We start from the raw sequence: 24,310 nt of genomic DNA, 5'->3' as shown, positions 1-24,310 counted from the left end.
GCTAGAGCGTTTTGAATGTTTGATTGTTGCGAGACAGTTTGTAGCAGCTTGATTGCAGTGGAACGTGTGTTGATGAAGTACGCTGATTTTATGGATCGAAAGGGATTCCATGCCAATTGTGTATCACTTAGAAGGTCAGAATGATCGTCTTGCCGGGGCTTTAAAGGTGTTGGCGGATGACTATTCATTAGTTAGTCATGACGATGAAAATAAACTTGGGTTGGTACTCAAACAGGATGGATCACTCGGTCCACTTGGATACGCAATTTCTAAGGAAGAAAAGAAGCTTGTGCTTTCCTACGGCGGCATGACAGGCGCACTTCGTGGACTTGGTTCTGTCATTAGCTTTAAAGATAAAGCAGATGAGCAGGCTGAGGATACTTGTTTTGAATCTGTTGGGATCATGCTTGATTGTTCTCGAAATGCAGTGCCCAAGCGATCGCACATTGAGATGTGGATGCGTAAGTTAGCGTTGTTGGGTTATAACCAGTTGATGCTTTATACGGAAGACACATACGAGTTGGAAGGTGAGCCATATTTTGGATATCAGCGAGGTGGTTATACCGCAGAGGATATTCGTGATTTAGATGATTACGCTTACTCGTTAGGGATTGAGTTGGTTCCTTGTATTCAAACGCTTGGCCATCTGCACCAGATGCTGAAGTGGAGTAAATATTGGGATATGAAGGATACGAATGCGGTGATGATGGTGCGCAATGATCGGACATACGAGATCATTGAAAAAATGATCAGTTTGTGGTCGGAGAACGTTCGTTCAAAACGTATTCATATTGGTATGGATGAGACTCATGACCTTGGTCTGGGGCGTTTTCTTGACCAAAATGGATTTGAGAATCGTTTTGACTTGTTTAACTATCACTTGGATAGAGTGGTACAGATATGTAATGAGAAATCTCTGAAGCCAATGATATGGTCGGATATGTATTTCAGGTTGGGAAGCAAAAAGCAGGATTATTACGATCGTGAAGCAATTATCCCTGATGAAGTGAAAGAAAAGATTCCAGTCGAAGCTGAGCTGGTTTATTGGGATTATTATCACGATGATGCGGATTTTTATGCTGAATGGATTGATCGGCATCGTGAACTCGGTAAAGAGCCGATTATGGCTTCAGGCGTATGGACGTGGCCGATGTTGTGGCATTGTCATGCGAATACAGATAAGAATGCGCTGCCATGTGTGAAAGCATGTAAAGAGAAGAACGTGAAGGAAATTACCTTCACGATGTGGGGTGATGACGGTGCGCTGTGTGATATTGATTCTGCATTCGAAGGGTTAGCAACGGTTGCAGAGAGTATATATTCTGATGGTGGGGATGAAGAGGTGCTCGCTAAACGGTTTAGCAAGGTATGCAAAGGGGATTACAATCTTTCCAGAGAAGCGAGCATTCTTGGCGCATTTTATCTTCAAGATATTGATTCCGATGAGGAAGCTGCATCAGCAGAAGAATTGGCGAAGCGCGTTGAATCGGTTGTGCTTGGGAATATGGTTTTGTGGGATGATCCGCTTCAGGGTGTTTATTGGCGTCAGATCGAATTGGTGAACGGGCCAGATGTTTGGGAAGAAATCAGGCGTAAATATGGTCGGTTGTCTTCGAGGTTAAATTCGCTTGATGATGCTCGTGATGGGGCAGGGGATCTTAAGGTTGCGGGTTTGCTTGCGGATGCAATTGTTAAAAAAATCGGATTAAGGCAAAAGCTTGTTAAGGCGTATGAGGAGCGAGATGACACGCTTTTACGTGAAGTGATCGTTGAATCAGCAATCGTTATTAAGGCGATAGAGCGGTGGGATGCAGCGTTTACGGCAATGTGGCATAAACGAAATCGTCCGCAGGGTCTTGAACAGATTCAAATTCGAATTGCGGGTGTTGCTCGTCGATTCCGTGAGGTGCAGCAACGTGTTGAGGATATTATCTTGGGTCATAGTGATATGATTGATGAGTTGGAAGTGAAGCCTGAAGTGCGGTTGAGTTATATACCTCAGATGCACACGGCCGTTGCCTCAGCGGGTGCTTGGACTGTGAACTAATAACTGAATACAAATTGTCGTTATTAATAAGACACTCAATTGAGTGTCTTATTTTTTATTTTGTTGGGGCTAGTGGCTGCTCATTGTTAGAGCGTTTGAAAACTTGTTTCGTGAGGCGTTTGCCTACTTCCCACGCGGGCCCTGGGAACCTATGGCAGGCAGCGATGACCTCGTCGAATGCTTTAATCAGATGGTCAGCATCTTGTTCGGTGATCGTTAGTGATGGAAGGAGTTTGATAATATCCATGTTGTGCCCGGCAACCTGGGCGAGGATGTGGTGATCTTTAAGTAGAGGGATCAGGATTGCTTGGGGGAATAATCCTCCATCAACTTTATGTAGCAATTGCCAACCGACTTTGAGTGAGAGTGATTTAGGGGTTCCAAACTCAACGGCGATCATCAAGCCTTTGCCGCGAACCTCTTTTAGTAGATCATATTTGGGGACGAGTGCGGTTAGGCCAGCGATGATTTTTTGTCCCATTCGATCCGCATTTTCAACAACTTTCTCTTGTTCTAAGACATGCAAGGTTGCTAATCCCGCTACCATTGATAAATCGTTCTGTCCAAATGTTGTGGAGTGGACAACGCATCGGTCGAGCGTGGAGAAAACCTTATTATGGATTGATCGTCTCGACAATACTGCAGCTAATGGCACGTATCCACCTGAGATTGCTTTTGCGGTGACAAGGATGTCTGGATGGATGTTGAAGTGCTCGCATGCAAACATTCTGCCGGTACGTCCGTAGCCGGTCTGAACTTCATCTGCGATAAAGACCACATTGTGCTTACGGCATAGCTCAGCTGCTGCAGTGACAAATGCTTCGCTGGCGATTCGAACGCCTTTGCCTTGTATTGGCTCGAATATGAAGCCGGCGACGTCGCCTAAGAGAATTTCTTGCTCAAGGGCCTCAATGTCATTGAAGGGGATTGGGGTGGTTTCGTTAAGTAAAGCTCCAAATCCATCTCGAAACTCCAAGCCACCATTGATTGATAAGGCGCCCATTGTTAAGCCGTGATAGGCCTTCTGGCAGTAGATGATCCTGTTTTTGCCTGTAGCGGCCCTTGCGTACTTAATCGCGGTCTCGCACCCTTCTGCACCGGAATTACAGAAGTACACCGTATCAAGGCCGTCTGGGGCGATCTCGATAAGCTTTTCTGCTAATAACCCCGAGGTCATCGAGGGGCCGAATTTTGGCAAATTGGGCAAGTCCATGTCCATGGCCTGCTTAATTGCGTCACGGACGTCTGGGTGATTACGCCCAACACCAAAAACGCCGAATCCCGACAAGCAGTCTAGATATTTATTCCCCTGCTCATCCCATAGATAGGGGCCTTGGCCTTTTGTGTACCGGATATCGTAACCCAGTACTTTTAAGACTTTTGCATATGCAGGGTTGATATGCTTCTCAATCAGATTTAATGGGGGATGGCCCGCTTGATCGTCTAGTAAAGCTTTTAAATTGAATGGAGAGCTGGCCATGGTACAAATCCTGCATACGAACAAAAATACTCAATGATAGTAGCCTACAAGCAAAAGCGATATTAAGACGCAACTTAGGCAATGGTCAAGCTTAAAGCAAAATGATGTATGGGGGTTTTCCACTGGGGGTGGAGATACAGTCAATCTCGCTTGACTGACACGTTCTTATCGCCTAAATTACGCAGCCTGCCGGAAAATTCCGGCTGATGGGCTTGTAGCTCAGCTGGTTAGAGCGCACCCCTGATAAGGGTGAGGTCGCAGGTTCGAATCCTGCCAGGCCCATTTGACCTTCAGAATTAGGTCGCAGATCTTCGAAATGCCCCGCAAAAGCGGGGTTTTTTTTGTGGTTGTACGGGGTATTGCGAATCACTTCGAACAGTTTCGTGTCCTAAAAAGTGTCCTAATGGTGTATCAAGTTCTCCCCTTATATTGACAGCGGGGAAAGATTTTTCTCGAGTATGGTGCGATATAGATGTACGGCGAATTTTGGCATTGGTATTTATGCTACATGAGGTGGAGCTATTTTCAGCTAGAGCAATTATCCTTCTGCGGTAATGTCGCAAATATGAGTGAGGCTGATCTGTATCCCAATGGTTCAGAGAATTGCTACAGTTCGCATTGATATCTATATCTGTGGATATTGAGAGTTTCTTAATCGAACTGGGGCCTAACTTAGTTATGAGATTTTCCTAGTAATTCAGCATGGTGCTATCTGTGAGATCGTGATGGCGTGGGAAATCAATAGCGGTTTCTAGAAAGTGTGTTAAATGTATTAGTTTTCTCTAAGTCTCTGTGTACTGCATGCAGGTGTAATTTTAACAATCGATATTGAGACATAGTTTTCGCCGTCAAGCTAAGTAGCTGCATTTATGGTTGTTTTCACCTGCATTGTCGCTGTGTATTTGTGAAGTCAGGATTTGTTGACGCTTCCTTCATATATCGAGCATATGCGAAAAGATTCGCATTTCCTACGAGAAGCTTTGCGGCGAGCATAAAACCACTGTCGTGGAAGAAGTTATATGGCGCATCAAACTTGGTGTAGAATTTCAACTCAGCATCAGTGTGAGCCTGTATTAATATAGTCGTGATATGGAGGGATCTGCCGTTATCCTACATGTATAAAGATAAAGTGATGGTAATGAATTTATGGAATTTATTTACATCTTGTATGCGAATGCAAAATGTTCTGGGGAAACTAAAGCATATCGGCAGTCATTTAAATGAATTACATACGCATATTGATGTGTTGGTTTCTTGTTTTATAGTGATTTATATTTTGCTATTCTGTGCTTATATGACGTATGAAAGTAAAATTAAAAGCGTGATTCTTCAATAAAAAACAGTAAATTGTTACAACAGAGTGGCGTTTCAGTTATGCTGGAAGTGAGAACAGACATGTCGTTTATGTAAGTAATGATGTATGTTACTAGTTTGTGTATATAGCCAATACAGATGTTGTTTGGCCTTATGTTTTGATAGATAACTTACGTAAGGGGTAGCATGAAGTTAGGAATTACAAGATTCTGGTTTTACCAGATTTTGGTATCTGTATTTGCACTTATACTTTCGTGTAGCCTATGTGTTCATGCTGAGCCACAACAGTTAGAAGAAGAAATTCAACTTAACTTGTCTGCCAATGCTGAGTTACGACTAGTAGTGGATGTCATATCGCAGCAGTTAGGTCTCAATATTATCTATGATGAGATACTTAATAATAAACGTATCACATTAAAAACGCAGGGTAAACTATACAAGAGTAATCTGTTGCAGATTTTGCAAAGTTCGCTTCAGATGAAAGGTCTTGCGCTCGTAGATGATGAGAATGGTTGGAAGAGGATTGTACAGATTAGGCAGTTTGGTGAGATCACAGATCTGATTGAAAGTGATGATGATGCGAATACTAGACCTGCCTATGAGATAATCACTTGGTTTTATGAACTAGAGCATGCTCAGCCTAGTAATGTGTTAGCCTTTGTGAGACCGATCCTTTCGACGCCAGGGGGCAACGTTAGTTTGGTACCAAATCTCAATGCAATTGTAATTACAGATTATGCTGGGCGCGTTAAGCAGATTCAAGATATGTTGGTTTTGTTTGATAGGCCGGGACGCGAAGTGATCTGGAAGGCGATTGAAATTCAGCATGCAGAGACGCAGGTGTTGGCTCAGCAGATTAACCAGCTTCTAGAATATAAGGCGCGCAATGGTAGCGTCAATAATAATCAATTAAAACCGTTTTACCTGACCCATGACAACCGTTTAAACCGTCTGTTGGTGGTAGCTGAAGTTGATTGGGTTCAAGAGATAGATCGCATGGTCTCTGCGCTAGATCAAGAGCTATCTCAGAGTTTAAATGTTTATCGTTTGCGGTTTGTGCTTCCTAAGCATATGGAGCAACTAATAACGAAGGTACTTAAGGCAGATGCACAGCATAAACGTCTAAATGTTGTTCCAGATGATGATTCTTTATCCTTGGTCGTAATTGCAACGGATGACCTGCACAAGAAAATCGAGAACCTAATTTCAAAATTTGATATTGAAGCAAATGTTGATCCGCGGCCAATTCGTGCTTATAAGCTCAATCATGCCGATGCTGGGGAAGTACTGAAAACGATGCAGGAGTTAGAAGGGCAAGGTTTTGTTGAAGGGGGTGTAGTTAACCTTGACGGCGAAACATTGAAGATGGCGAAATTCGGCAAGTCAGAAATCCGAAGTATTGGCGGTGATAGTAAAGTTAATGTTACGGCAGATAAGAACACGAACAGTATTCTAGTAATGGCTCCGTTGCAAGTTCATCTTGTATATGAGCAACTCATTAAGCTTCTGGATAAGCGTAGGCCGCAGGTACTCGTTGAGTGTACGATTGTGACTTTGGATGAAAGTGATAGCCAATCGTTGGGGGTTGAGTTGGGTGGTGATATCAATTTTGGGGACAACATAGCGACGAAGTTGTTTACAAGCTTCGGATTAAGCGAAATTAATGCGACCACTGGGGAACGGACAATTAGTGCGGGTGCTGGTTTTAACGGAACTCTTATCAAGACTGATGTGGTGGATGTGCTTGTAAAAGCTCTAGCAAAGAAGGGGAAAAGTCGTATTCTGGCAATGCCACGACTGCTCGTGAATGATAATGCGACTGGGTCAATAGATAGTGTAAATGAAGCACCGACATCAACCATAAATTCTGATAGTGGTGTATCCAATCAAGGTTTTGGTGGGTATGAGGAGGCAGGTACACAAATCAAAATTACGCCACATATCGCTGAAGGTGATCATTTGCGATTAGAATACGATATTACTTTGAATAGTTTTACAGGTGAGGCAGCTAATGGAAATCCACCTCCTCGTCAAACAAACAAGGTAAAGAGTGAAGTGACAGTACCGGATGGTTATACGATTGTGGTTGGTGGTGTGAAGCGTGCTGATCGTTCAGAAGGCAACAGCAGTGTTCCAATTCTTGGAGAGCTACCGATTCTAGAATATCTGTTTGGAAGTGGTGAAAGTAAGAATTCCGAATCCGTTATGTATGTTTTTATTCGGCCAATCATATTGCGTGATGATGATTTTTCGGATCTGAAGTTCTTTTCTAACCGGAGCATGAAGCGTGCTGAGATGGATGTTGGGTATCCATCGAGTGAGCCATTGCTAATGTGGTAAATCGATGTGTTTAAAAGGGAAGAGATGAACTGGAAAGCTTGAGATGAGTCAACTAGCTGATGAAGTTTCGGGAAACATATGCGATGAACGCAGCGAGATCGATTTTGTATGCGCCGAAGCCGAAGAGAAGAGTTCGAAAATTCCACTGGAAATGTGTCATGCGTCGGTAAAGTTTGTTGAACGCATATCAATCAGCTATGCGCGAAGACATGGCGTGATGGGTGTATTACTTCGTGATGGCGACGCTGTAGATGTCAGAGATCAGGATAAAATGATTCTTGCAGTTGGTGAGCACTGTGATGAAGACGTGGTTGATGTTCTTCGACGTCTTTTGGGTGTTACAAACGTTCGGGTGATGGCATTTGACCACGCTGATGTGCTCGCGAAAATCAATCAAGCCTATCAACAGCAGACTGGGCAAGCAGATGCTGTGATTGATAGATTGGAAGTAAATAAGGACAACGATTTAGGACAACTGCTGAATACGACAAGTGGCGGACGAGAGGACCTATTGGATATAGGGTCGCGGGCCCCAGTGATCAAGTTGGTGAACCTAATACTGTTTGAGGCTGTGAAGGCGGAGGCATCGGACGTACATATACAGCCATATGAAGATCGATTGGTGGTGCGGCTACGGATCGATGGGGTGTTATTTGATGCTTACACGCTGCCGCGTGGGGTATTAGAGGAGATGGTCAGTAGGGTGAAGGTGATGGGAAAAATGAACATTGCAGAGAAGCGTCTTCCCCAAGATGGCCGGGCGACGGTGCAAGTGGGTGATAGAGTGGTTGATCTGCGAATATCCAGTGTACCGAGTAGTCACGGTGAGCGGATCGTAATTCGTCTACTAGATAAGGGGGCCCGGCTACACACTTTAAGTGAGCTAGGTATGAGGGGACAGACCTATGAAGAGTATCGGTCACTGATCGGTGTTGAGCATGGGCTGATTCTTGTGACTGGCCCAACTGGATCAGGAAAATCAACAACACTCTATGCGTCGCTTAGTGAAATCAATAGCAAACGCTCAAATATACTGACACTTGAGGATCCGATTGAGTATCAGCTTGACGGGATTAGTCAGATTCAAGTAAGCGAGAAGAAAGGGATGACGTTCGCAAGTGGGCTCAGAAGCGTGTTGCGGCAAGATCCGGATATCGTGATGGTTGGTGAAATCCGTGATCATGAAACGGCGGTATTAGCAATCCAAGCCGCATTAACGGGACACTTGGTATTTTCCACGCTGCATACAAACGATGCTGCCAGTGCCATAACGAGACTACTTGATCTAGGTATCGAACCATATTTGGTTGCAAGTTCATTAGTTGGGGTGATGGCTCAACGGCTAGTTAGACGTGTCTGTACAGAATGTGGGCAATTTGATGATACTGCAGTCGCACCGCTGCACCGACTGAATCTAGATGAAAAGTTGGTTGATGTGGGTCGGATGCGTGTTGGCAGTGGATGCGAAACCTGTCGTGAGACGGGGTATCGCGGCCGTGTGGGATTGTATGAGTTGCTGACAGTGAATGAGCCTATCCGAGAGTTAGTACAGACAAGGTCAACAGCAGCGCAAATCAAACAGGCTGCAATTCAAAGTCTGGGAATGCGACCGTTGCGTGAATCAGGTATCGAAAAGGTCTTAAGTGGCGTAACAACGGTAGATGAAATACTACGGGTGACGATGCGAGAGATCAGTGGGGGTAATGTGTAATGGCGGTATTTGGTTATATCGCGAGTGACGGTGGCGCTAAACTACTGGAAGGGTCGGTAGTCGCCGATAGCGTACGTGCAGCGCGAGATCAGTTGCGTGAACGCGGCTTACGGGTTCATGAAATTACATCCAACAGCGGGTCAACTAATGGGCGATTCGTATGGCTGAGAATGAAACGTGGTGTCCGGTCGATGCAGATGGTCGAGTTTGTCCGTGAACTTTCAACGTTGCTTGGCGTAGGGACGCCGCTATTGGAGGCGCTTGATACGGTTATTAAGCAACAGCGTGGAGCCGTACATTTGATGTTGTTACAGATACGTGAGCGAGTTGCCTCTGGTATATCCTTAAGTGAGGCATTACGTGAAGCGAAAGATTGCGGTAATCGTGGAATCGACTCAATTACCATAAGCATGGTTGCTGTGGGAGAGGACGCGGGGAATCTAGATGAAGTATTGGACGAGTTAGCAAACTTTAAAGAACATTCTGCGGCACTAAAAAACCGTGTGCTCTCAGCTTTACTGTATCCAATGATCGTGTTCAGTATTGGAATTTTGGTTAGTGTCTTTCTGATGACCTACGTGGTGCCAGGGTTGATTGAAGCATTGGATGAGGCAGGCCAAGAATTGCCTGCTGTTACTCAGGTGGTTAAGGCAGTGAGTGATTTCCTCGTATATAAATGGTGGCTCATCTTAGGTGTGTTGGCCGTAATTGTTGCTGCTGTGATGGCATTGATGCGCATGCCACGAGGACGGTACTGGGTGCATCAGATGGTGCTTCGTATCCCGATACTTGGCGATCTGATCTGTAAGCAAGCGGTGGTGCAGCTGTCCTTTGTAATTGCAACACTGATGAGGAGCGGCATTCACTTTGAGCAGGCGATTAGCCTTGCACGAAGTTCAATGCGCAACATGTTGTTGCGCGATGCGTTGGAGGAAACCGAGGCCGCAGTGCGTGAGGGTTGTGATATTGCAGAAGCATTGGAAAAAACAGGTGTTTTCGGAGCAACAGTAGTACAGGTTTTTGCATTGGGGCAACAAAGTGGCAAGATGGAGCAAATGCTCACGAGGCTTGGTCGTGACTATGACCGTCAAGTGGCAACTGCTGCTGCGCGTTTTACGACAGTCCTAGAACCGGTAATGATCGTGCTGCTGGCAGTAATGATTGGCATGATTGCATTTGCGACGATCCTACCAATCATGGAGATGGGAAATACACTCTAATACGAGGATAGATGATAGGCATGTGCAATATGAAAAAATATAAGCAGGCCGTCGATCAAGCTTTAGATATTCGACGACAGGTATGTGGATTCTCATTAGTTGAACTAATGGTAGTATTGGTGATTCTTGGTCTACTTGCAGGTGTGGTGACAGTAAGCACAAGAATGTATATGAGTAAGGCAAAGGTCAGCGCCTCACGTATGGAGATAAAAACGATTTGTAGTGGCCTTGAAACGTTCTATACCCTGTATGATCGTTTCCCGAGTAGTGATGAAGGTTTGGATGTGCTGACTGTGGCACAGGAGGGGGAGGATCAGGCCATTCTTATGCAAAAACTAATTGATCCTTGGGGTAAGCCATATCAGTACAACTCTCCTGGACGAGAAGGTGCTTATGACGTCTACAGTCTAGGTGCGGATGGTCGCGAGGGTGGAGAAGGTTCGAACGCTGATATAGGCAATTGGAATCTAAAAGGTAGATAGAAGATAGTCTGATCAAGAATTAGGAGTGGCTGCTTGAATCGTCACGGATTCACAATCATTGAACTGATGGTGTGTATGATTATCATCGGTTTGTTGGCGGGGGCAATTATGCTGTCGTTGCGTGGCGCAGGAAGACGTGTGAAATGGAAAGATACCGTAGATTACATTGTGCGAATAGATGAACAGGTACGCTTATTCTCGCAATTACATGGGTTGGGTGGTCAGTTGCGGCTGAATTTGCTAAGCGATGTCAGTGAAATTGTTTATATACCATCAACGCATGTAGATATTCCCTCAGATGTTAATCTCAGCCGCTTTGAGACAAAAAAACGTGTATGGGAAATTCCTTCTCCGTTTCGTATCGAACAGATACGAATCGCTGGTGGAGAGGTCAGCAAAACACAAGTCGCACTGCCAGTAGGGCCGAATGGCATGACGTTGAGTTATGCTATTAAACTTAAAGGTGAAGTGAAACAGACTCAGGACATTTCAAATGATGAAGTAGACAGGAGCTCCTACAACCGATGGTTGATTTTTGTGGGTAGTACTGGGCAAGTGCATCAGACTGACCACCAGGAGGAAGTCGATGCGATACTTCAAGCCACAAAATAATGCTAGCCAATATTTCGCGGGATTCACACTCGTTGAAGTGCTCGCTGCACTTGTACTTTTAAGCCTGCTATTCGTGGGGGTTGTGGGCGCTCGTAGTAGATATTTACGGCAATCTGCCAGAGCAAGATCTCGGCTATTGGCGATCGATAAGGTTGATGATTTACTAGCGTCATGGTGGATGGATGAGACGTATAGGATCAAGGCGGGGCAGCAGGGGCAACTCATCGATGATGCTACGATACAACTAATTTGGCAAATCGTACCTGTGAAAAATATCCCGAATCTCCCCGCATTTTTGGCGATCGAAGTGGTGCGTTTGGAAGTGGTTGACAAAATGGCTAATAAGCAAGATGGGGAAGTCGTTTTGTCAGTGGATTTACTAGTAAGTGACCTTGAAATGAAAGCGAAGCTAGAGAAAGCACAAAAGAGTGAAGATATCGAAACATCGGAAGATAGTGTAGAGAATGAGGTAGAGCGGGGAGGTGACGATGCGTAATGGATTCACGCTAATTGAGTTGCTGGTTACAGTTGTGATTGCGGGTCTTTTGATGGCAAGTGTAATGCAAGTCATCGGTACGCTAGGGCGTACTTCCCGGTTGATTGAAGAACGTCTTGACTATACATACGAATCTTGGCGAGAACGATTAGTTGATCAGATCAAACGAGATCTGCAGCATGTAACATCAATACAACACGTTCAGGATAAGCTAATCCTTGAAACACTCGGTTGCTACAATCCTGAAACTATGAAATGGAAATATCTACCGACTCGTGTTACTTATTATGCAGAGTTTGTAAATGATATAGGTGTTTTTATCAGAGAGCAGCAGTTGCTACTGGACAGTGAATCGAAACAGAAGTTGAAACAAATTATGGCTCTCAGCATAGAAGAATTTATTGTTAAGCCAGTTAGTTTAGATGATGACATGACACGAGAACGCTTTGTCGTCGAATTAAAGTTAGCCCAAGAAGAGGAAGTGTTGTTGGTTCCATGTGTTTTTCCGATGAAAAATCAAGGGGGTGTAAGTGGTGAATAGACGATCCTTTAGAACAGGTTTTGTATTGATACTCGTTCTGATGCTATTGGCACTTGCTGGCGTCTCGTTGGCAATGATGGCACGGCGATCGCACGGTATGCTACTTCAAGTTGCCGCTGCAGAACAGCGATTACAACGTCAATGGTTGCTCAAAAGTAGTGAGCGATACATGCTCCCACAAGCAGCGTTTGTGCTTGATCCATCGCAATTCGAAAAAAAGATCAATGATGCTGAGGAGACCAGCCTACCTAAAGCTAATCACAAAATAGAATTAGAGTTGAATGACAAGCGATTGCTCATCATTTTGAGCAATGAGAATGCGCGGGCTGATGTTAACGAGCTTTTGAGGCAATATCCAACTGAAAAAGTAGAATTTTATCTTAGAAAGACATTAAGTAGAAAATCAAACAATAAGCATGGTGATGTTCAATTACGCCCGCTAACAAAATCGCAAACGGCGCATACGAATGATTACATCAGAAAGAATCTCGTATTAACGAAGACGGATGTTTCTAACGTTGCCGTGTCGGTTGCTAGCTATGAGCAGATTTTTCAAGATTTTGAACCCTTATCTCTCATGCAATCTCCTTTGTTAACGTGCTGGTCTGGCGGCCCGGTCGATTACCGTATAGCACCCAAGGGTGTTTTGATGGCAATGTTAGCGCATGAAATTGGTGAGGATCGCGTTCGGAAGCTGGTGGAGTTACGTGATGAAGAGCCGAATCTTGAATTAACTCGTATGTTCGGTGCACTAGACATAGGACGAGAGCAGCGTGAGTATGTAGAAAGCGTCTTGGGTGTTGGTTCTCCTAATGCGTTTGGTATGCTCGTGCTGTTAGATGACGGTAAGCGTACTCATGTTGCATGGATGGTCCAACAGAATATTGATAAGAGTAGCCAGCAAGATACTAACGAGGGTAAAGACAAACACGTTAATACCTTGCGTTTTATTTGGTAACGGAGTTGAGTCGTCATGAGATTGATGCCAAGACAGATTAGACGAGGTTTGCATACGCTGACAGGCATGTGCATATTGGGAGCTATAACCGTATCGGCTGTAGGTGTGCTATTGCCACTGCAAAAGCCCGAAAGTCGTACGTTTGTAGCTGTTGCCAGATCAAGTAATCAATCGGATCGTGAACGTTTATTAACCATTGATGACATATCTTCGCTTGGACAAAGGCCTCTTCAGCGTCCGCTTTACGACCCATCCTCCAAGGTGCGGCAACCGCCAAAACTCAAGCTGGTTGGCACCAGTATCAATGGTGACAGCAAGCAAGCTTTTGTTGTCAACAAAAATGGCGAAACAGTGTTTGTTGATCTCGGAGATATTGTGGACGGAGTAACAATTACTATCATCGAAGAGGATCGTATCGTGTTGGAATATGACGAACAACAGCAAACCTTGACGATGGAATCACGATAGCACATGAAAGATCTACTCCATGCAATTCTTATTGGTGAATCTACTTGTTCGCTTGTCGTGAGCCGTGGAAATAAGCTACGTACGCTTATATTAAATCCAGATTCCAATTCAGAAGATAGGAATGATTTTGAATTGGTGGGATTTGAATCAGCAACTGGAAATTGTATTATCGGCAACCCTATTTTGAGCCTACCTTCTGCATGGTGTTATACCGCAACGGTCAGGCAGGATGTCACCAACAAACGTCCGCGTTATGAAACAATGCTGTATCAATTCGAAGAATTTCTGCCAATGGATGCAGAGATGTTGACAGCATCATTCGAAACAGACATTCAACAGCGATCCTCGATCGGCTGTGCCGTAGAAACGAAACCAATTGTTCAAATACTCACGAAGCTTGAATCGAAAGGCATTGCCGTTGGCTGTATCTGCCCCACAATTATGTTGGTGTATCATGCCCTACTCAAGCAGAAAGTTTTGCAGCCTGAGTGTCGGTGGCTATTAATAGCCGAACCCAATGACGCGGTAAGTGTTGTTGAAATCAAAAATCGTAAGATTCTACATTGGCGATTATTAGATGTGAGTGATCTATCTGAAAATGAATACTTTTCCGCCGAATCAATAAAGAGCGGGGCACCAGTAAATATCCTTTCAGTAGAACTCCCGGATCGTATTCTTGACGATCTCAAATCAAAAGATAATCTGAAGATTAATATTGTTGCAAAGGATGTTCAGTCACTAGTTGCAGAGGGGGCACTTGCATTGCAGCAAGATGAGTCACTGCCAATATTTAACCTGCTTCGCGGTGAACTCGCCCCTCGGTCGTCACTTCAACGTTATTGTTTTCCAATTGCCTATTTTCTGGTTAGTCTAATCTTATTACTTATGAGTATGGTAATGGTTCTAAACCTACGATCGAACCAATATAGTCAACGTATCAGTACGTCGCATGAAGCTCTCACCAATCTCTATCAACAATCTTTCCCTGGCAAATCCGTTCCGCTCGGTGTCATGGGACGACTAGAGAGCGAATATCGTAAAGTCAAAGGGATCAGTCGGCAGGGCAATGTGGCTCCTAAGCCGCGCTCCGCACTCGATGCACTTGCTCAGATTCTGAATCAGATTCCTGACGATATCCGTTTTAAGCTCACCGAGTTGCAAATCGAACCTAATCAAATTCGCTTGTATGGTTCGGCTCGATCTCACGTTAATGCCAACAAGATAGTCGGAGCACTTGGTAATGGAAAAGCAGTTGCGGGATACACCTTTGAACTACTCCGAACTGAGAACCAGACCGACCGTTCCGTAAGTTTCAGTATTGTAGGCGAGAAGGTCACTCAACCAGCCTATGCCGATAGGAGCCATAGATGAGACAACATCCAGGATTAACTCTGTTGTTTTTATGTGTGTGCATCCTAATCTTCAGTTGTGTCGCATCAGTATGGCATCTTTATGTTACAAAACGTGAGGCTCTCCAAGCACAGAATGACTTCATCAAGGCGCGTGACATGATCGATCAGATCGTATCTCATCGTGATCAGCCTAAACTCGCAGAGGCGCGAGATGTTGCGATCAGTGATTTGCGTATCCGTCTTGAAAAAGCAGCTCAAAAAGCGAGTCTTTCATCACTTAGTAGTGTTTGGTCAGAAAATACGCGACGACTTGATCAAACGCCTTATCTTATCCAAAAAACGCGCGTCACCATTGATCATTCAACGATGCGTCAGATGCTTGAATTCCTTTGGTTTGTCGAGGCTGAAAACCCCTCACTCAACATTTCAAACTTGCGCCTCAGTGCAGAAAATAGAAATTTGGGTAATACTGAAAGCTGGAAGGGTGATCTGGCGGTTACTAATTTGATTTATTCTCCAAAGGACTAAGCCTTCCAACGAAAGCAATCAGATGAAACATACGATACCCATCATTATTCTCACGGCCTTAATAACCGTATTTGTTGGCTGTGTTGGTTTGCACGATACTGATGTAAAAACATATCAATCTCCCGTGAAAGCAAAGGCTGATCAAGCGCAAAAAGCCGCAGATCTAAATTCTTCAGCTGTAAATTATATCGAGCAAAACAACCTTAACCGTGCAGAACAACTACTCAAAGAAGCGCTTACGGAGGATATGACCTACGCTCCCGCGCATAACAACCTCGGCCTAGTCTATTATCGCCTTCATCAATACTACACTGCGGCCTGGGAGTTCGAGTATGCCGCGAAGCTAATGGATAATGCTGCAGAGCCCCTGAATAATCTGGGCATGGTTTATGAGGCTGTTGGTCAATATAAAAAAGCGCATGATTACTACAAACAGGCCTATCAAGCAGATTCCGAAAACGTTCAAGTCATCGCCAATTTTGCTCGCAATCATGTTCGCCAAGGGTTAAGAAATGATCAACTCCGCGATTTACTTGAAGAGATTGTTCTGCGAGATGATCGTAATGAGTGGGTTGCTTGGGCTCGTGAGCAGCGCGCTGTTATTGGAAAGTAATCAGGCGGCCTGTTAGTACTTGACTGCATTGGTATGTACTTGTCTGTTGTTGTGAGCAAAATCGACTTTAGTATTTAGGTTGCCATTACACCTTCCACGAAGGTGAGTGGTGTCGTTGTATCGCATTTCCAATGTGAAATTAACTTTTTAGATCTATTTCATCGATTTGATCGAATCACGAATCAAATAAATGCTCGTATTGACAAACTTGGCATATTTTCAACTGAGCATGTTCAAAGTATCACTGATACGCGGCATGAATGAGGCGATCCGTAGAGTATATGATTGCTTATAAATTGAAAACGATTACAAAACAAGGTCGATAGAATTCTCAATTGCCTGAATCAGAGTTATATTCGAAAAGTGTATGAATTCGTAAAAATATGTAAATATATCAATAAAATGATCTTAGGATGATAAAAACTGCAAGTTACATCACAGATATAATTTGCATTAAGCAATGTTTTGTGATGTAATTGTTTACATGGGTGTCATGGCGTTTATTTCTGACAGATTTAGATGAATTGACGTAATGAGTATTATTTTGGCATCTCTACGTGTTTAAGGCGGTTATTGGCCTGATTATCCGTGCTTGGCCAGTAATGCAGCTTAGGAGAATACGATGACGTTAGAGGATGTTAGTAAACTGGCCGGATGTTCCACGGCAACGGTTTCCCGTGTGATCAATGGTTCATCCAAGGTCAGCCCAAAAACGAAAAAGACAGTTGAGCGAGCTATTCGTGAGTTGAACTATCAACCCAGTTTCGCCGCAAGAATGCTTCGGCGTGAAGCAACCGATACCATCGGTGTCATTTTCCCTGATCTAGATTTTGGCTTCTACACTGAAGTCCTTAAAGCAATCAACAAGCGTGCGGCTCACAACGGGTACGATCTCATGGTTGCCTTTGGATATGATCCCGAAGGCGAGATGCGTTTAGTGCGCAAGTACGTACAGCAAAAGCGTGTTGATTCACTCATTATCATGAATCTTGATCTACCCGCACGCTTCATCCGCAGTTTGAATGAAAGTAAAGTACCCCTGGTTCTACTCGATAGGCCTGAATATGGTATGAACGCAATATCGGTGTGCATCGATAATGAGTACGGCGCACGTCAAGCAATGGAACATCTGATTAAGACACATGGCTATAAGCGTATTGCAATCGCTACAGGGCCCGCTGATACATACGATTCGCAAGTTCGGCTGCAAGCATGCAAGCAAATTGCGCAAGAACTCGACCTTCCCAAACGAAATATATTCATATGGGATGGGGATTTTACAGAGGACAGTGGTTACCGATTGATGCGATCGCAGATAGAGTCAGGGAATAGATTGCCTGATGCGATATTTGCATTAAATGACCCAATGGCCATCGGTATTTTGGATGGGCTGCGCGGAGCAGATTTGCGTGTTCCAGACGATATTGCAGTCATCGGTTTTGATGATGTTTCGCTCGCTAAACATCTCAATCTTTCTAGTGTAGCCGTACCATTTGACAAACTCGGTTCTCTTGCGGTTGATGCCGCTGTAAACGCGATTAATGAAGCGGATGGTCATACGCAAAAGGAGTATTTAGTTAAAACCGAGCTGATCATCAGGCAAACATGTGGCGGTGTTAAAGAATTAGTCTGATCTTTGAGTAATCAATCTAACCAATAGACATCAAATGACGCATCGGGTGATCGTTGCGTTTGAATAACCAAAATTATAGAGCAGAGGCTTTAGCTTTTTAATGAGTGAAGGTGATACGATGACTTTTCCAAAAGATTTTACCTGGGGTGTCGCGACGAGTGCCTACCAAATAGAGGGTGCTTGGGATCAAGATGGCAAAGGCCAAAGTGTGTGGGATATGGCTTGTCGTTGGCCCGGCAAAGTGGTCAATATGCATACCGGTGATATCGCATGTAATCATTATAATTTCTATCAAAATGATACTGATATTATTAGCCAGATCGGTGCTAGTGCATATCGATTCTCAATCAGTTGGCCGCGAGTTATTCCTAATGGAATTGGCAAAGTTAACGCACAAGGTCTTGATTTCTATGACAAACTTGTCGACCAACTTCTCAGCCGTAATATTGCGCCTTGGGCGACACTCTTTCATTGGGATTATCCGCTTGCCCTTTTCCGTAAAGGAGGGTGGCTCAATCGTGATTCCGCTGACTGGTTCGCCGAATACACACAGGTCATAGTCGATAAGCTGTCTGATCGCGTGTCGCATTGGATGACCCTGAACGAGCCGCAGTGCTTTATAGGCAGCGGCCATTACCTCGGTAGCGATGCTCCTTGCCTGAAATTGCCTCTAAGTGAGGGACTCCTTGCTTGTCACAATGCCCTGCGTTCGCATGGGAAATCCGTTCAGGTGATCCGCAATTCTGCAAAAAATAAGCCATTCATTGGTTGGGCCCCCGTAGGTGTTATCAAATATCCACTTTGCGAAGAGCCAAAACATATTGAAGCGGCACGGGCCCTCACAATGAGCGGCGTCTTCAAGGAAAACCCATTCTGGACCAATACGTGGTATAGCGATCCTGTCATTCTCGGCCAATACCCCGAAGATGGCATGCAAGCCTATTGTCAACATATGGATTGGTATGACCCTTGCGATATGGCAGAAATCAATCAGCCGATCGATTTTTATGGCGTGAACATCTATAACGGGCAAGCGATCACGTTAGATGAAAACGATACCCCTAAGCTTCTCGATCAACCTCAAGGCGCACCCCGTACCGCTTTTAACTGGGATATCACGCCACCGGCTCTTAGGTGGGGCGTAAAGTTTCTTCACGATCGATACGGCCTCCCCATGTATGTCACCGAAAACGGCATGTCTTCGCATGATTGGATTGATTGTGAGGGCAAAGTACAAGACACCCAGCGAATCGACTATCTTCGCCGCTATCTCTTAGAGCTTAAGAAAGCAGTCGCTGATGGGGCTGATGTGCGAGGCTACTTTCAATGGTCGCTTTTGGACAATTTTGAATGGACATACGGCTATACGCAGCGATTTGGCCTAGTTCATGTCGACTACGAAACACAAAAACGAACGCTTAAACAGTCAGCGTACTGGTATCGTGACGTGATTCAAAAGAATGATATCGACTAATCATCGGTTAGTTTAGTTTAAGATTCAACAAATGCAGCCGTCTGATCGTGTGATCTTTGTCGATGATTCACACAGTCAGGCGGCTGTTTTTTTCGTCCTTCATTCGGCAGCCCCACTCCAATATCTTTACCGTTTCCAGCATTTCGTCATACGCGACCATTTCCTTGCCCTGTACTAGCGTATCCATCAGTCTTTCGACTAGGCTCACATAGTATGGCCGACTCGACTTCGCACAGTCTAATACCTGCACTCCCTCTGATCGATGAATCACAGCCCCAAATCCACCATGGCCTTCCTTGATCCCATGGTAAATCCCACTTCGCCCATCAGCCCATCGCATATTCAAGATTTCACTTTTATCATTCATGTGTAAAGACATCTCTTCGCATCCAGGACCTAACCCCGCGACCAGCATCTCCACGCTATGCACCCCGTACCAAAAATACCAAGGCATGCCTTCCTGGAAACTCAGCGGGCCCCATGCCTCCATCGATTCAATCTCCCCCATTTCCTTGTCAGCAATCGCTATCACCAATTCATCCCAGTACCTTAGTGATGATGCGCTGCCAATCAGAACCTCGCGTTCTTCTGCCAATTCAATGATCGCTTTTGCGTCATGCACTGAACAAGCTAGCGGCTTATCAATAAACACAGGTTTGCCATAGCTCACCACTTGTTTGAAAAGCTCTAAATGTGTTGCCCCATCCACCGCATGAATGAATATCGCATCACTCACTTCCGCTACCTCTTCAGGAGTCTCAAATATTGTGGCTCCATATTGATCGCGTAACGCATTTGTATACTCATCGACTCGTGAGTGACTCATCGCGAAATCTTTTGATCCGCCCGGCCATCCAGCGATAACTTCACCGCCGCCTATATAATGCTCATGGTCTTGATTTGACAGTAATTCCGCAAAAATAGTGACATGCGAAGTGTCCAGGCCGATCATTCCGATCTTCTTCATGCTGACTCACTTTTTGTGATTAATCCACTAGATAGCACTGATTTGTGTTATGCGTTGAGTTGAACTGGCTTGAGGTTTGCCTTACTCCAAAATGCTTCCGCAGAATCCCTTGCTTGCTCGAGAACGCGCATCTGCCTGATGACGCTTTCAGGTGAAACGTATAGTTGGCTTCCCTGTCTAATCGTTGCATAGAGATCAACGTAATATTTTTCAAGCGTCCACGTTGGCTTCGCCTCATCACCCTCAAGCTTCCAGTGGTGTTCTTCCCAAGGCACTTCCTCGAATTGATACCAACGATTCTCTGTGGGTGTTCTTAGTACTTCATGCTCTGGGAGCTCGTCGAAATTCGTTGTTTTCCAGTGCAATTCGTTCATATTTCCCCACAGTGTGCCGCGATCGCCCATCACCAGCCATAAATCCGATGCCTTGGCACATGCGCTGGAAAGTTCCAGCATAACAAATGGGTTGCCCGGGCTTCGCATCATAATCATCGCATGATCGTCTGCGTCACCCATCGATAAAGCCCGATCAAAATGGCAGAAAACATCAAGGTTATCGCCGTCGATAAACTGAATGGCTTGGTCTGCAAAATGGGCTCCCGTATTGTTCAACATCCCACCGCCAAATTCCTTCAGTGTTTGCCAGTCCCATCGTCGCGTAAAAGCATGGACTGTCATATTGATCTGGAAGACGCGTCCAAGCACGCCGCTCTTGACGATTTCCATTACTTTCAGAAAATGTGGATCGTATCGCCTGTTCTGGTACGGGGCGCAAATCAGCCCCTTTTTGTTGGCATACGCAATAACAGGTAATACTTCAGCGACACTGCAGCCTAATGGTTTCTCAATCACCACATGCTTACCATGCTGCAATGCCTTCATCGCATGTTCAGCATGCAAATGGTTCGGCGTTGCGACGACGATCAGGTCAATCCCCTCGAATCTTGCCAGTTCTTCGTAGCTTTCGCATGCAACCGCACTGAATTTATCAACCGCCTCCTGACTTCTCGCAGTGTCCAAATCGAATACCGCGCAGATTTCGTACTTTTCTTGCCCGACCGCATCCATCGCCATTGCGTGGATGTGCCATCCGCTCCGTCCAAGTCCTGCAATACCTACCCGGATCGGCCGATCATAATCATGATTTGAAGCGCAATTCACTTTTCTCACTCCATAAGTGTTATCTGATTCTCGACCCACATTTTAAGTTTAGAGTGTATATACAAGTTGTCAAGTATTCTTCTTGGTCTCCTTAGCGGCTAGTGTTCCGATCATACCCTTTGTTAGCACCCTGTTTGACCCGCAATCGCAATGATATAGCACAGAGAATATTAGTAATTTGGATAATTCAATGCCGTGTGCAAGCACGTTCTTAAGATCAAAATGTGATGCCCGTTCTTCATAGTCCAAGTATATTTTGTTCAAAACATACATTAAATAAGGGAAAAATACTTCATAATTCATTCGCAGGCCCGCACCCTGGATGGATCACAGCTATACTAATCTATTTTATCGTCACTCAATAGCCATGTGAATCAATCGCGTCAGGCCAGCTTTTCATAACACAAGAACACCACACGTGAGTTATTATCTCATTTCTGCGATTTCTCGGTTGATCGCCCCATATATTTCTGTAGATTATACTGTACAGGTCAGTGGGAATTTGACCTTACATGTATATACAGGAAGTGGCCATGTTTTACCGTCTTTCATTGATTATCCTCATGCTATTCATCACATTTGCAGCATGTACCTCGCCTACCCAAGCTCAACTCAAGCTTGATGATCGTGAAGGCGCCGTTGGTGAGTGGGGTTTCAAGCCCGACGACAACTCAACAGTTGCTCAGGATGCACCCTTCTTCTCATGGAGGCCACAAGCCAACGCCACAGGTTACGTTTTGCAAATCGCACGCGATAGCAGATTCCGCGACATCGTCTATCAAGTCAAAGTTCCTCGCTACTCAGGACACGTCCCATCTCAACAAATCGGTACAGGGCAATTCTTTTGGCGTTTCCGTTTCTACAACGATCAAAATAACGCTTCTGGCTGGAGCCGTACACGCAGCTTCAAAGTGACTGGCAATGCTCGTCCTTTTACAATGCCGACTCGCGAAGAACTCTTTAAACGCTTGCCCCAAGCTCACCCACGTCTCTTCATTCGACCAGAAGATCTCCCCGATTTGCGCAAGCAAATGCTCGCAGGCCACCTGCGTAGCCAATATAAAAACCTCATCACAATATGTGAAAAACGTTTAAAAGAAGGCTTCGATACCACCGACCCACCCACCTATCCCGAAGGTGTAACACAACAGAAAAACGCAGAGCAATGGCGAAAAATATGGTGGGGAAATCGTACAAGAGTCAACGACATGCTCGTCGCATCCCTCAACCTTGCGCTCGCCCACACGATCAAACCGAATCCCAAGTATCGTGATGAAGTGATCCGCGTTTTGATGGACATTACCGAATGGGATACCAAAGGCTCAACCGGCTGGGTTTATAACGATGAAGCCGCAATGCCAATCCTATATCTGTATTCACGTATCTATTCATTAGTTAGGCATGAACTTACCGATGAGCAGCGTCAAAAAGCCATCACCATGATGACCGCTCGCGGCAACGATGCCTATCAATGGCTGTATAAAAAACATCAGCACATGTGGAAGCCTTACAACAGCCACAATAACCGTGGTTGGCATATGCTCGGTGAAGCCGGTGTTGCTTTCTATGGCGATATCCCCGAAGCCGAAGAATGGGCCTACTATGCTATGCAGATTTTTGGCAGCTCCTATCCAGTCTGGTCAGATGAAGACGGTGGATGGCACGAAGGCACTGCCTACTACCGCTCATACCTCAGCATGTTCATGTGGTGGGCCGATGTCATGCGGACCGCATTTGATGTGAATGCATTCGATAAATCAACCCTCACAAATCTAGGTTGGTACCCGATTTACATCTTACCGCCCGGTGATCATTCAGCCGGCTTTGGCGATCTGACCCGCCATATCAACTCCGCGCGTATCAGCCCGCTCATCGATACGATGGCCAAGAATTCCGGCAACCCATACTGGGCTGACTATGTCCGCCGCGTCGACAATCTGAAGATCGATGATCCGTATGCAAAGGGTTACGACTTCAATTTTTACGTTGACATCATGCGTCGTTACTACGCAGGCGCAAAGACAAATACGAAATCACTCGCCGAGATGCCCAATGATAAACTTTTCAAAGGCATCGGTTTATCGGTGATGAATACCAACCTGCTTTTGGCAAAAGACAATATGCAGGTGCTATTCAAATCGTCACCATTCGGTATGCAATCGCATGGGTATGAATCAAACAACTCGTTTAACCTTTCGCTTGGCGGTGAAGATCTGCTTGTAAAGACTGGTCGGCGTGATGGTTATGGTTCACCTCATCATCGTGATTGGATGTGGCATACACGCAGCACAAATAACATCATGGTTGATGGTAAATCGCAGATGCGTCATCATCGGGATAGTGTTGGGGATATTGTTGAGTGGTGGAGTAAGAATGGTGTTGCGTATGCGGTTGGCCGCGTTGAGAACAATTATGAAGGCCTTGTTAAACGCTTTGACCGTAAAGTGTTGCGCTTAGGTAAGCAGGGTGTTGTGATTGTTGATGTGCTGGATGCAACCAAACCAGTCACGTATCAATATCTGCTGCATGCAATTAATCCGTTTGAAGTGATGGATGATGGGAGCGAGTTGAAGAAGGTGAAAGTAGTTAAGGGCGATATGAGTTGTGAAGTGCAATACCTTTGGCCGCAAGGGGTTGCGATGTCGCAGACGGATAAGTTCAGCCCGGCTCCTTCAGGAATGGACGGATTTAAGCAGTCACATCTGACAATTAAAATCGATAAAAAAGCTGAGAAAATGGTGATGCTTTCAGTGGTTGACGGGTTTGTGAATGGCAAGCGATGGAAAACACGTCCATTGTCTATTAATAAGATAGGCGAAATATTTGTGATCAAGGCTAGAGTCGATGGCCGTGAAGTAACGGCTCGCATTGATGTTAACGATGGCGATATTCAAATTGAAGGTCTTGATTGATC

Annotated in this window: 20 protein-coding genes and 1 tRNA gene; 17 read left to right on the top strand and 4 right to left on the bottom strand. The window is 45.0% G+C overall.

Annotated features, from left to right (window positions below; all coding sequences use genetic code 11):
* Window positions 1-109: 109 nt before the first annotated feature.
* Window positions 110-2,047 carry a beta-N-acetylhexosaminidase gene (locus tag KS4_RS12570; protein ID WP_145078624.1) on the top strand — a complete coding sequence of 646 codons (1,938 nt, stop codon included), beginning with the start codon at window positions 110-112 and terminating at the stop codon, window positions 2,045-2,047.
* A 55-nt stretch (window positions 2,048-2,102) separates the two neighbouring features.
* Here KS4_RS12570 and KS4_RS12565 read toward each other — a convergent pair whose 3' ends face one another.
* Window positions 2,103-3,527: an aspartate aminotransferase family protein gene (locus KS4_RS12565; RefSeq protein WP_145078622.1), complete on the bottom strand. Its 1,425-nt coding sequence runs from the start codon at window positions 3,525-3,527 to the stop codon at window positions 2,103-2,105.
* 208 nt (window positions 3,528-3,735) lie between these two features.
* Between KS4_RS12565 and KS4_RS12560 the strand changes: the two genes are divergently transcribed.
* Window positions 3,736-3,809: transfer RNA gene (locus KS4_RS12560), tRNA-Ile, on the top strand.
* 597 nt (window positions 3,810-4,406) lie between these two features.
* Here KS4_RS12560 and KS4_RS17660 read toward each other — a convergent pair.
* A complete protein-coding gene (locus KS4_RS17660) occupies window positions 4,407-4,577 on the bottom strand; it encodes a hypothetical protein (protein WP_200761227.1) in 171 nt (56 codons plus the stop codon).
* A gap of 450 nt (window positions 4,578-5,027) precedes the next feature.
* On the opposite strand from KS4_RS17660, the gene KS4_RS12555 reads away from it, so the two are divergent.
* The 14 genes from KS4_RS12555 to KS4_RS12490 all read left to right on the top strand — a co-directional run bounded on the left by KS4_RS12555 (window position 5,028) and on the right by KS4_RS12490 (window position 19,269).
* A complete protein-coding gene (locus tag KS4_RS12555) occupies window positions 5,028-7,181 on the top strand; it encodes a secretin N-terminal domain-containing protein (RefSeq protein ID WP_145078619.1) in 2,154 nt (717 codons plus the stop codon).
* Between the two features lie 43 nt (window positions 7,182-7,224).
* The gene (locus tag KS4_RS12550) at window positions 7,225-8,892 is read left to right on the top strand and encodes a GspE/PulE family protein (protein WP_145078616.1); all 1,668 of its coding nucleotides are present in this window, start codon (window positions 7,225-7,227) and stop codon (window positions 8,890-8,892) included.
* Window positions 8,892-10,112 carry a type II secretion system F family protein gene (locus KS4_RS12545; protein ID WP_145078613.1) on the top strand — a complete coding sequence of 407 codons (1,221 nt, stop codon included), beginning with the start codon at window positions 8,892-8,894 and terminating at the stop codon, window positions 10,110-10,112. The genes KS4_RS12550 and KS4_RS12545 overlap by 1 nt, the downstream gene beginning before the upstream one ends.
* A gap of 20 nt (window positions 10,113-10,132) precedes the next feature.
* Entirely contained in the window at window positions 10,133-10,594 is a 462-nt protein-coding gene (gene gspG, locus KS4_RS12540; RefSeq protein ID WP_200761226.1) for a type II secretion system major pseudopilin GspG, read from the top strand.
* A gap of 33 nt (window positions 10,595-10,627) precedes the next feature.
* Complete coding sequence (locus KS4_RS12535; RefSeq protein ID WP_200761225.1) at window positions 10,628-11,206, top strand: type II secretion system protein; 579 nt, start codon at window positions 10,628-10,630, stop codon at window positions 11,204-11,206.
* Complete coding sequence (locus KS4_RS12530; RefSeq protein ID WP_145078607.1) at window positions 11,181-11,702, top strand: prepilin-type N-terminal cleavage/methylation domain-containing protein; 522 nt, start codon at window positions 11,181-11,183, stop codon at window positions 11,700-11,702. Before KS4_RS12535 ends, KS4_RS12530 begins: the two co-directional genes overlap by 26 nt.
* Window positions 11,695-12,243, top strand: coding sequence for a type II secretion system protein (locus tag KS4_RS12525; RefSeq protein WP_145078604.1), 549 nt, complete (start codon window positions 11,695-11,697; stop codon window positions 12,241-12,243). Before KS4_RS12530 ends, KS4_RS12525 begins: the two co-directional genes overlap by 8 nt.
* Window positions 12,236-13,201 (top strand): hypothetical protein, encoded by a 966-nt coding sequence (locus KS4_RS12520; RefSeq protein WP_145078601.1) that lies wholly within the window; start codon window positions 12,236-12,238, stop codon window positions 13,199-13,201. Before KS4_RS12525 ends, KS4_RS12520 begins: the two co-directional genes overlap by 8 nt.
* 15 nt (window positions 13,202-13,216) lie before the next feature.
* Window positions 13,217-13,669: a hypothetical protein gene (locus tag KS4_RS12515; protein ID WP_145078598.1), complete on the top strand. Its 453-nt coding sequence runs from the start codon at window positions 13,217-13,219 to the stop codon at window positions 13,667-13,669.
* Window positions 13,670-13,672: 3 nt separating this feature from the next.
* Window positions 13,673-15,040, top strand: coding sequence for a type II secretion system protein L (locus KS4_RS12510; RefSeq protein WP_145078593.1), 1,368 nt, complete (start codon window positions 13,673-13,675; stop codon window positions 15,038-15,040).
* Window positions 15,037-15,549 (top strand): hypothetical protein, encoded by a 513-nt coding sequence (locus tag KS4_RS12505; protein WP_145078590.1) that lies wholly within the window; start codon window positions 15,037-15,039, stop codon window positions 15,547-15,549. Before KS4_RS12510 ends, KS4_RS12505 begins: the two co-directional genes overlap by 4 nt.
* A 22-nt stretch (window positions 15,550-15,571) precedes the next feature.
* A complete protein-coding gene (locus KS4_RS12500; RefSeq protein WP_145078587.1) occupies window positions 15,572-16,162 on the top strand; it encodes a tetratricopeptide repeat protein in 591 nt (196 codons plus the stop codon).
* Between the two features lie 622 nt (window positions 16,163-16,784).
* Entirely contained in the window at window positions 16,785-17,795 is a 1,011-nt protein-coding gene (locus KS4_RS12495) for a LacI family DNA-binding transcriptional regulator (protein ID WP_145078584.1), read from the top strand.
* A 118-nt stretch (window positions 17,796-17,913) separates the two neighbouring features.
* Window positions 17,914-19,269, top strand: a complete 1,356-nt coding sequence (locus tag KS4_RS12490; RefSeq protein ID WP_145078579.1) for a GH1 family beta-glucosidase — start codon at window positions 17,914-17,916, stop codon at window positions 19,267-19,269.
* 67 nt (window positions 19,270-19,336) lie between these two features.
* On the opposite strand, the gene KS4_RS12485 is transcribed toward KS4_RS12490, so the two are convergent.
* Window positions 19,337-20,236, bottom strand: coding sequence for a Gfo/Idh/MocA family protein (locus tag KS4_RS12485; RefSeq protein ID WP_145078576.1), 900 nt, complete (start codon window positions 20,234-20,236; stop codon window positions 19,337-19,339).
* Window positions 20,237-20,283: 47 nt separating this feature from the next.
* A complete protein-coding gene (locus KS4_RS12480) occupies window positions 20,284-21,396 on the bottom strand; it encodes a Gfo/Idh/MocA family protein (protein ID WP_200761224.1) in 1,113 nt (370 codons plus the stop codon).
* Window positions 21,397-21,929: 533 nt separating this feature from the next.
* Here KS4_RS12480 and KS4_RS12475 point away from each other — a divergent pair.
* A complete protein-coding gene (locus tag KS4_RS12475) occupies window positions 21,930-24,308 on the top strand; it encodes a DUF4962 domain-containing protein (RefSeq protein WP_200761223.1) in 2,379 nt (792 codons plus the stop codon).
* Window positions 24,309-24,310: the final 2 nt, after the last annotated feature.

It is taken from the genome of Poriferisphaera corsica (assembly GCF_007747445.1).
Lineage (GTDB): Bacteria > Planctomycetota > Phycisphaerae > Phycisphaerales > Phycisphaeraceae > Poriferisphaera > Poriferisphaera corsica.
Note: the sequence above shows the minus strand (reverse complement) of the source record. Positions and strands in the feature narration are given on the sequence as shown.

Excerpts from the sequence above, each read along its gene's own strand:
- KS4_RS12490 (WP_145078579.1), top strand. The coding sequence starts at position 17,914 with ATGACTTTTCCAAAAGATTTTACCTGGGGTGTCGCGACGAGTGCCTAC.
- KS4_RS12475 (WP_200761223.1), top strand. The coding sequence starts at position 21,930 with ATGTTTTACCGTCTTTCATTGATTATCCTCATGCTATTCATCACATTT.
- KS4_RS12555 (WP_145078619.1), top strand. The coding sequence starts at position 5,028 with ATGAAGTTAGGAATTACAAGATTCTGGTTTTACCAGATTTTGGTATCT.
- KS4_RS12495 (WP_145078584.1), top strand. The coding sequence starts at position 16,785 with ATGACGTTAGAGGATGTTAGTAAACTGGCCGGATGTTCCACGGCAACG.
- KS4_RS12500 (WP_145078587.1), top strand. The coding sequence starts at position 15,572 with ATGAAACATACGATACCCATCATTATTCTCACGGCCTTAATAACCGTA.
- KS4_RS12510 (WP_145078593.1), top strand. The coding sequence starts at position 13,673 with ATGAAAGATCTACTCCATGCAATTCTTATTGGTGAATCTACTTGTTCG.
- gspG (WP_200761226.1), top strand. The coding sequence starts at position 10,133 with ATGTGCAATATGAAAAAATATAAGCAGGCCGTCGATCAAGCTTTAGAT.
- KS4_RS12530 (WP_145078607.1), top strand. The coding sequence starts at position 11,181 with ATGCGATACTTCAAGCCACAAAATAATGCTAGCCAATATTTCGCGGGA.
- KS4_RS12485 (WP_145078576.1), bottom strand. The coding sequence starts at position 20,236 with ATGAAGAAGATCGGAATGATCGGCCTGGACACTTCGCATGTCACTATT.
- KS4_RS12550 (WP_145078616.1), top strand. The coding sequence starts at position 7,225 with ATGAGTCAACTAGCTGATGAAGTTTCGGGAAACATATGCGATGAACGC.
- KS4_RS12570 (WP_145078624.1), top strand. The coding sequence starts at position 110 with ATGCCAATTGTGTATCACTTAGAAGGTCAGAATGATCGTCTTGCCGGG.
- KS4_RS12505 (WP_145078590.1), top strand. The coding sequence starts at position 15,037 with ATGAGACAACATCCAGGATTAACTCTGTTGTTTTTATGTGTGTGCATC.
- KS4_RS12515 (WP_145078598.1), top strand. The coding sequence starts at position 13,217 with ATGAGATTGATGCCAAGACAGATTAGACGAGGTTTGCATACGCTGACA.
- KS4_RS12565 (WP_145078622.1), bottom strand. The coding sequence starts at position 3,527 with ATGGCCAGCTCTCCATTCAATTTAAAAGCTTTACTAGACGATCAAGCG.
- KS4_RS12525 (WP_145078604.1), top strand. The coding sequence starts at position 11,695 with ATGCGTAATGGATTCACGCTAATTGAGTTGCTGGTTACAGTTGTGATT.
- KS4_RS12545 (WP_145078613.1), top strand. The coding sequence starts at position 8,892 with ATGGCGGTATTTGGTTATATCGCGAGTGACGGTGGCGCTAAACTACTG.